Source organism: Jiangella rhizosphaerae (assembly GCF_003579925.1).
GTDB classification, from domain to species: domain Bacteria; phylum Actinomycetota; class Actinomycetes; order Jiangellales; family Jiangellaceae; genus Jiangella; species Jiangella rhizosphaerae.
Genome location: NZ_QUAL01000019.1, coordinates 1 through 6,260, shown reverse-complemented (window position 1 = coordinate 6,260; position 6,260 = coordinate 1). Strand labels below are relative to the sequence as shown.

Annotated in this window: 7 protein-coding genes; all 7 read left to right on the top strand. The window is 70.7% G+C overall.

The features are described from left to right. The first annotated feature begins 762 nt into the window (after positions 1 to 762). Positions 763 to 972, top strand: coding sequence for a ubiquitin-like protein Pup (locus DY240_RS02275; protein WP_119658352.1), 210 nt, complete (start codon positions 763 to 765; stop codon positions 970 to 972). Continuing rightward, positions 973 to 1,815, top strand: coding sequence for a proteasome subunit beta (gene prcB / locus DY240_RS02270; RefSeq protein ID WP_119658351.1), 843 nt, complete (start codon positions 973 to 975; stop codon positions 1,813 to 1,815). Positions 1,816 to 1,862: 47 nt separating this feature from the next. Next, positions 1,863 to 2,597, top strand: a complete 735-nt coding sequence (gene prcA / locus DY240_RS02265) for a proteasome subunit alpha (RefSeq protein ID WP_233552569.1) — start codon at positions 1,863 to 1,865, stop codon at positions 2,595 to 2,597. Positions 2,598 to 2,606: 9 nt separating this feature from the next. After that, the gene (pafA, locus tag DY240_RS02260) at positions 2,607 to 3,968 is read left to right on the top strand and encodes a Pup--protein ligase (RefSeq protein ID WP_119658349.1); all 1,362 of its coding nucleotides are present in this window, start codon (positions 2,607 to 2,609) and stop codon (positions 3,966 to 3,968) included. A gap of 112 nt (positions 3,969 to 4,080) precedes the next feature. Beyond that, positions 4,081 to 5,175, top strand: a complete 1,095-nt coding sequence (locus tag DY240_RS02255; RefSeq protein ID WP_147375175.1) for an FKBP-type peptidyl-prolyl cis-trans isomerase — start codon at positions 4,081 to 4,083, stop codon at positions 5,173 to 5,175. After that, complete coding sequence (locus DY240_RS02250; protein WP_119658353.1) at positions 5,172 to 5,534, top strand: FKBP-type peptidyl-prolyl cis-trans isomerase; 363 nt, start codon at positions 5,172 to 5,174, stop codon at positions 5,532 to 5,534. Before DY240_RS02255 ends, DY240_RS02250 begins: the two co-directional genes overlap by 4 nt. Positions 5,535 to 5,628: 94 nt before the next feature. After that, positions 5,629 to 6,144, top strand: a complete 516-nt coding sequence (locus DY240_RS02245) for a SigE family RNA polymerase sigma factor (RefSeq protein WP_119658347.1) — start codon at positions 5,629 to 5,631, stop codon at positions 6,142 to 6,144. The last annotated feature ends 116 nt before the right edge of the window (positions 6,145 to 6,260 follow it).

Below are 6,260 nucleotides of genomic sequence, written 5' to 3'. Positions count from 1 at the left end.
CCCCCTGCTGCCCGATTGTCTTGGCCGCGCACGCGCGCCTCAAGTCCGCGGCCTCTGCTGGGTGCTGTTCGCTTCTGGTTGGGGGCCTTGGACTTGACCCGCGCGCACGCGGCTCAGAACGGGCAGCTATCAGGGGGACGGGGGGAGTGTGGCGACGGCTGCCGGGCCGTTGGCCCCGTTACGGGNCGGGCAGCTATCAGGGGGACGGGGGGAGTGTGGCGACGGCTGCCGGGCCGTTGGCCCCGTTACGGGGTGGCGTTGGTGTCGTGGAGCGTCCACCTGGTGAGATTTCACCGTGATTCGGGGGCCATCACGAGGATTGCCCCAGCGTCAACACCCTTACAGGCATGGTGAAGCTCACGTAATCCTCGTGATGTCGGCGATCGCCGATGATCATCGCTGTCCACGGCCCGACAAAGCACGCGAAACGGGCACGCCAACGCCGAGGCGTGCCCACATCCTCCCCGTCCCCCTGATAGCTGCCCGTTCTTGGCCGCGGAACCGCGGGTCAAGTCCGCCCGTCGTCGCGAAGCGACCCATGGCGGACTTGAGGCGCGGTTGCGCGGCAAGAGAATGGGGCAGCAGGGGGACGGGGAGCCCAGCCCACGTCACAGGACCCCGGCGCACCCTCGACCCGGCGAACCGGCGGCTTCGCTGTCGGCGTAAGTCGTAAATCTCTGGCCCGATCCGGCGTCCCGGGGCGGCATGATGTCACCACTCCTGGATAGGGTCGTTCTCAAGGCGACCAGGTGGAGGTTGGCGATGGCGCGTGAGACGACCGGTGGTCACAAGCAGACCCGGAAGAACGAGGACGTCGAGGACACCGCGGCGACCGAGGCGAGCGAAGAGCTCAAGGAGCGGCAGGACAAGATCGACGACGACGTCGACTCCATCCTCGACGAGATCGACGAGGTGCTGGAGGAGAACGCCGAGGACTTCGTCCGGTCGTTCGTGCAGAAGGGTGGAGAGTAAGTGGTTGATGTCTCGCGTATCGGCAGTCTGCCGGCGGCGTTCCTGACTGCGGGGACGTCGTCGTTCACCGAGTTCCTGCGGCAGTACTCGCCTGAGCTGCTGCCTGGGAACCGGGTGCCGGCGGGCGCCGATCTGGGTGAGCTCGCCCCGCACGCCACCACGCTGGTGGCCACCACGTTCAAGGGCGGGGTGGTCATGGCCGGCGACCGGCGGGCCACGATGGGCAACATGATCGCCCAGCGCGACATCCAGAAGGTGTTCCAGGCCGACGAGTACTCCGCGGTCGGCATGGCCGGGGCGGCCGGACTGGGCCTCGAGCTCATCCGGCTGTTCCAGCTCGAGCTGGAGCACTACGAGAAGATCGAGGGCACCGTGCTGTCCCTCGAGGGCAAGGCCAACCGGCTGTCGCACATGATCCGCGGCAACCTCGGCATGGCCATGCAGGGCCTGGCGGTGGTGCCGCTGTTCGCCGGGTACGACCTCGGCACCGGCGGCGGCCGCATCTTCTCCTACGACGTCACCGGCGGCCGGTACGAGGAGCACCAGTTCTTCTCCGTCGGCTCCGGCTCGGTGTTCGCCCGCGGCGCGCTGAAGAAGCTCTACCGCGACGACCTCACGGCCGACGAGGCCATCGCGGTCACCGTCCAGGCGCTGTACGACGCCGCCGACGACGACTCCGCGACCGGCGGACCCGACCTGCAGCGGCGCATCTTCCCGATCGTCGCGGTGGTCGACGAGGCCGGCTACCGGCAGCGCGACGAACAGGCCGTCGCGCAGATCGTCGAAGAGGTCGTCGCCGGCCGCGACGTCCGGCCCGACGGCCCGGTCGCGCCGCTGCGCTGACCACCCACCCAGCACCCAGCCCGTAGGAGAGGAACCCGTCGGTGTCGATGCAGTTCGGATACGTCTCGCCCGAGCAGATCATGAAGGACCGCGCCGACTACGCGCGCAAGGGCATCGCCCGCGGCCGGTCGGTCATCGTGATCCAGTACGCGGGCGGCATCCTGTTCGCCGCCGAGAGCCCGTCGCCGTCGCTGCACAAGATCAGCGAGATCTACGACCGCATCGCGTTCGCCGCGGTCGGCAAGTACAACGAGTTCGAGATCCTGCGCCAGGCGGGCGTGCGGCTGGCCGACCTGCGCGGCTACTCCTACGACCGCGTCGACGTGTCCGGCCGGGCGCTGGCCAACGTGTACGCGCAGACGCTGGGCACCATCTTCACCCAGGACCCCAAGCCGTACGAGGTCGAGCTGGTCGTGGCCGAGGTCGGCGAGACCACCGACGCCGACCAGATCTACCGCATCACCTACGACGGCTCGGTGTGGGCCGACAGCGGCTTCTCGGTCATGGGCGGCGCGGCCGAGCAGGTCGGCCAGTACGTCGGCGAGCACTTCACGAAGGGCGCGTCGCTGGAGGGCTCGCTGCGGCTGGCCGTCGACGCCCTGGGCCGCGACACCGACGCGCCGCGCGAGCTGGCGACGTCGTCGCTCGAGGTGGCGGTGCTCGACCGCGAGCGGCCGCGGCGCCGGTTCCGGCGGCTCACCGGGCCGGTCCTCGACTCGTTGCTCGGCCGTGGCGGTTCTGAGACCTCGCCGCAGGCCGATTCCGACGGCTCCGGCGACTAGGCTCGAATCATGGATCGCCGCATCTTCGGTCTCGAGAACGAGTACGGCGTCACGTGCACGTTCCGCGGGCAGCGGCGACTGTCGCCCGACGAGGTCGCCCGCTACCTCTTCCGCCGGGTCGTCACGTGGGGCCGCAGCAGCAACGTCTTCCTGTCCAACGGCGCGCGGCTCTATCTCGACGTCGGCAGCCACCCGGAGTACGCGACCCCCGAGTGCGACAGCATCACCGACCTCGTCACCCACGACAAGGCCGGCGAGCGCGTCCTCGAGGGCCTGCTGGTCGACGCGGAGAAGCGGCTGGCCGAAGAGGGCATCGCCGGCGACGTCTACCTGTTCAAGAACAACACCGACTCCGCCGGCAACTCCTACGGCTGCCACGAGAACTACCTGGTCGGACGGCACGGTGAGTTCTCCCGGCTGGCCGACATCCTCATCCCGTTCCTGGTCACGCGACAGATCATCTGCGGCGCCGGCAAGGTGCTGCAGACGCCGCGGGGCGCGGTGTTCGCCGTCAGCCAGCGGGCCGAGCACATCTGGGAGGGCGTCTCCAGCGCCACCACCCGCAGCCGGCCCATCATCAACACCCGCGACGAGCCACACGCCGACGCCGAGCGCTACCGCCGCCTGCACGTCATCGTCGGCGACTCCAACATGAACGAGTGCACCACGCTGCTCAAGGTCGGCGCCACCGACCTCGTGCTGCGCATGATCGAGGCCGGCGTGGGCCTGCGCGACATGACGCTGGAGAACCCCATCCGGGCCATCCGCGAGATCAGCCACGACCTCACCGGGCGCCGCAAGGTCCGGCTGGCCGGCGGCCGCGAGGCGTCCGCGCTGGAGATCCAGGAGGAGTACTTCACCAAGGCCCGCGACTTCGTCGAGCGCCGCGAGCTCGCCACGCCGGCCATCCAGCGGGTGCTCGAGCTGTGGGAGCGCACCATCAAGGCCATCGACTCCGCCGACCTCTCGCTGGTCGAGAACGAGATCGACTGGGTGACGAAGTACCGCCTCATCGAGCGCTACCGCGCCAAGCACAACATGACGCTGACCCACCCGCGGGTCGCGCAGCTCGACCTCGCCTACCACGACATCCACCGCGGCCGCGGCCTGTACTACCTGCTCGAGAAGCGCGGCCAGGTGCAGCGGGTGGCCCGCGACGTCGAGATCTTCGAGGCCAAGTCGGTGCCGCCGCAGACCACGCGGGCGAAGCTGCGGGGCGAGTTCATCAAGCGGGCCCAGGAGCGGCGCCGCGACTTCACCGTCGACTGGGTGCACCTGAAGCTCAACGACCAGGCGCAACGTACGGTGTTGTGCAAGGACCCGTTCCGGTCCGTCGACGAGAGGGTCGCTCGCCTGATCGAGGGCATGTGAGCGTAAGCTGCCTGCCGCAGCCCGTTCAGGTAGTTCTCAGGTGCAGCGCATAGGGTTGCCGTTTCGTCGGAACACCAGACAGCCCGCGATTGAGATGAAGGACTAGTTCACCGTGCGCAGACGACAGGCTCTGGCCGCTCTGATCGTGTCATCCGCTCTCGCGCTCTCCGCCTGCGGGAGCGACGACGGCGGCGACGGCGACTCCACCGCCACCACGGACCTGGGCGTCGAGGTCTCCGGCGCGCCGGGGGAGAAGCCGACCCTCACCATCCCCGACGAGGACCCGCCGGAGAGCCTGGAGGTCGAGGTCATCGACGAGGGCGACGGCCCCGAGGTCGGCGAGAACGACGTCGTCGTGGCCAACTACCTCGGCCAGACGTGGGCACCGCGCCCGCCCGCCTCGGATGCGCCCGCCGAGACGCCCGCGGAGACCCCGGCCGAGACGCCTGCCGAGACGCCGGCCGGCACCGAGACCCCGGCCGAGGGCGACGTCGGCGGCGCCGCCACGCCCGAGGACGAGGCCAGCGCCGACCCGTCCGAGGACGCCGGCTCCGGCGAGGCCGAGCCGTACGTCTTCGACAACTCCTACGACCGCGGCAGCGCGGCGAGCTTCTCGCTCAACCAGGTCATCGAGGGCTGGAAGGAGGGCCTGACGGGCCAGTCCGTCGGCTCGCGTGTCCTGCTGTCGATCCCGCCCGACCAGGGCTACGGCGCCCAGGAGGGCCACGACCTGCAGAACGACACGCTGGTGTTCGTGGTCGACATCGTCGACTCCATCGACCCCACCGCGCACGCGTCCGGCGAGCCCGTCGCCGACGTCCCCGAGGGCCTGCCCACAGTCACCGACGGCGAGGACGGCGCCGCCCCGACCCTCGACTTCGCGGGCGCCACGCCGCCCGAGGCCTCCGACTCCACGCTGGTCATCAACGGCGACGGTGAGGAGCTGGGCGCGAACCTCGTGGTCAACATGGTTCAGGCCTCCTACCCCGACGGCGCCGACGTCATCACGACGTGGGACGAGGGCCAGGCGCCGCTGACGCTGGCCGCCGAGCAGCTGGCCGGCATCCCCGGCCTGGCCGAGGCGCTCACCGGCGCCACCGTCGGCAGCCGGGTCGTCAGCCGCATCTCGGCCACCGACAACGCCAACCCCGACGGCACCGAGGGCACGCCGCTGGTGCTGGTCATCGACGTCATCGGGAGCTACTGATGGAACGACCCGAGATCGACTTCGTCGGTGGCGAGCCGCCGTCGGACCTCCAGATCAGCGACCTCACCGTCGGCGACGGCGACGAGGCCACGCCTGGCGCGACCGTCCTCGTCCACTACGTGGGCGTCGAGTTCGAGACCGGCGAGGAGTTCGACGCGTCCTGGAACCGCGGCGCGCCGATCGAGTTCCCGCTGCGCGGCCTGATCAAGGGCTGGCAGGACGGCATCCCCGGCATGCGCGTGGGCGGACGCCGCCAGCTCGTCGTCCCGCCCGACCAGGCGTACGGCCCGGCCGGCGGCGGCCACCGGCTGTCCGGCAAGACGCTGGTCTTCGTCATCGACCTGCTCGCCGTGAAGTAGCCGCCATCCTCGCGTGGACTCCCGTCACCCCTGGGGTGGCGGGAGTTCGCGCGTTCCGGACAACCTTTCCGGCCGTCGTGGTGTCAGGAGGGGTGTGCGCAACGACGGGTTCGACGAGTTCGTGGCCGGGTGGTCCGGGCGGTTGCTCCGTGCGGCCTACCTGCTGACAGGGGATCGAGGCCTGGCCGAGGACCTGGTCCAGGACGTGTACGAGCGGCTGTACGTGGCCTGGCCACGGGTCGCCGACCCGGCGGCGTACGCGCACCGGGCGCTGACCCGGCAGGCGATGAACCGCTGGCGGATGCGCTCGCGGCGGCCCGTCGAGGCGGTGTACGGAGCCGAGCACGACCGGCCCGACCAGCGCGCCGACCCCCTCGACGCGCTGCACGAGCGCTCCGTCGTGGTGTCCGCGTTGCGCACGCTGACGGCGCGGCAGCGCGCCGTGGTCGTGCTGCGGTTCTTCGCCGACCTCTCGGAGGCCGACACGGCGGCGGCGATGGGCTGCTCCGTCGGCACGGTGAAGAGCCAGACGGCGCGCGCCCTCGCCCGGCTGCGGACGGTGCTGCCGGCGATCGACGACACCCGAGTCATTTCGGAGGAGAGGTCATGACCCACGACGAGACCGCCCTGCGCGCCGCCCTGACGGCGGCGGCCGCTTCCGTCGAGCCCGCGGCCGATGCGGTGCGCCGCGCGCGCGAGGGCGGCCGCCGGCGGCTGCGCAGGCAC

Excerpts from the sequence above, each read along its gene's own strand:
- DY240_RS02275 (WP_119658352.1), top strand. The coding sequence starts at position 763 with ATGGCGCGTGAGACGACCGGTGGTCACAAGCAGACCCGGAAGAACGAG.
- pafA (WP_119658349.1), top strand. The coding sequence starts at position 2,607 with ATGGATCGCCGCATCTTCGGTCTCGAGAACGAGTACGGCGTCACGTGC.
- prcA (WP_233552569.1), top strand. The coding sequence starts at position 1,863 with ATGCAGTTCGGATACGTCTCGCCCGAGCAGATCATGAAGGACCGCGCC.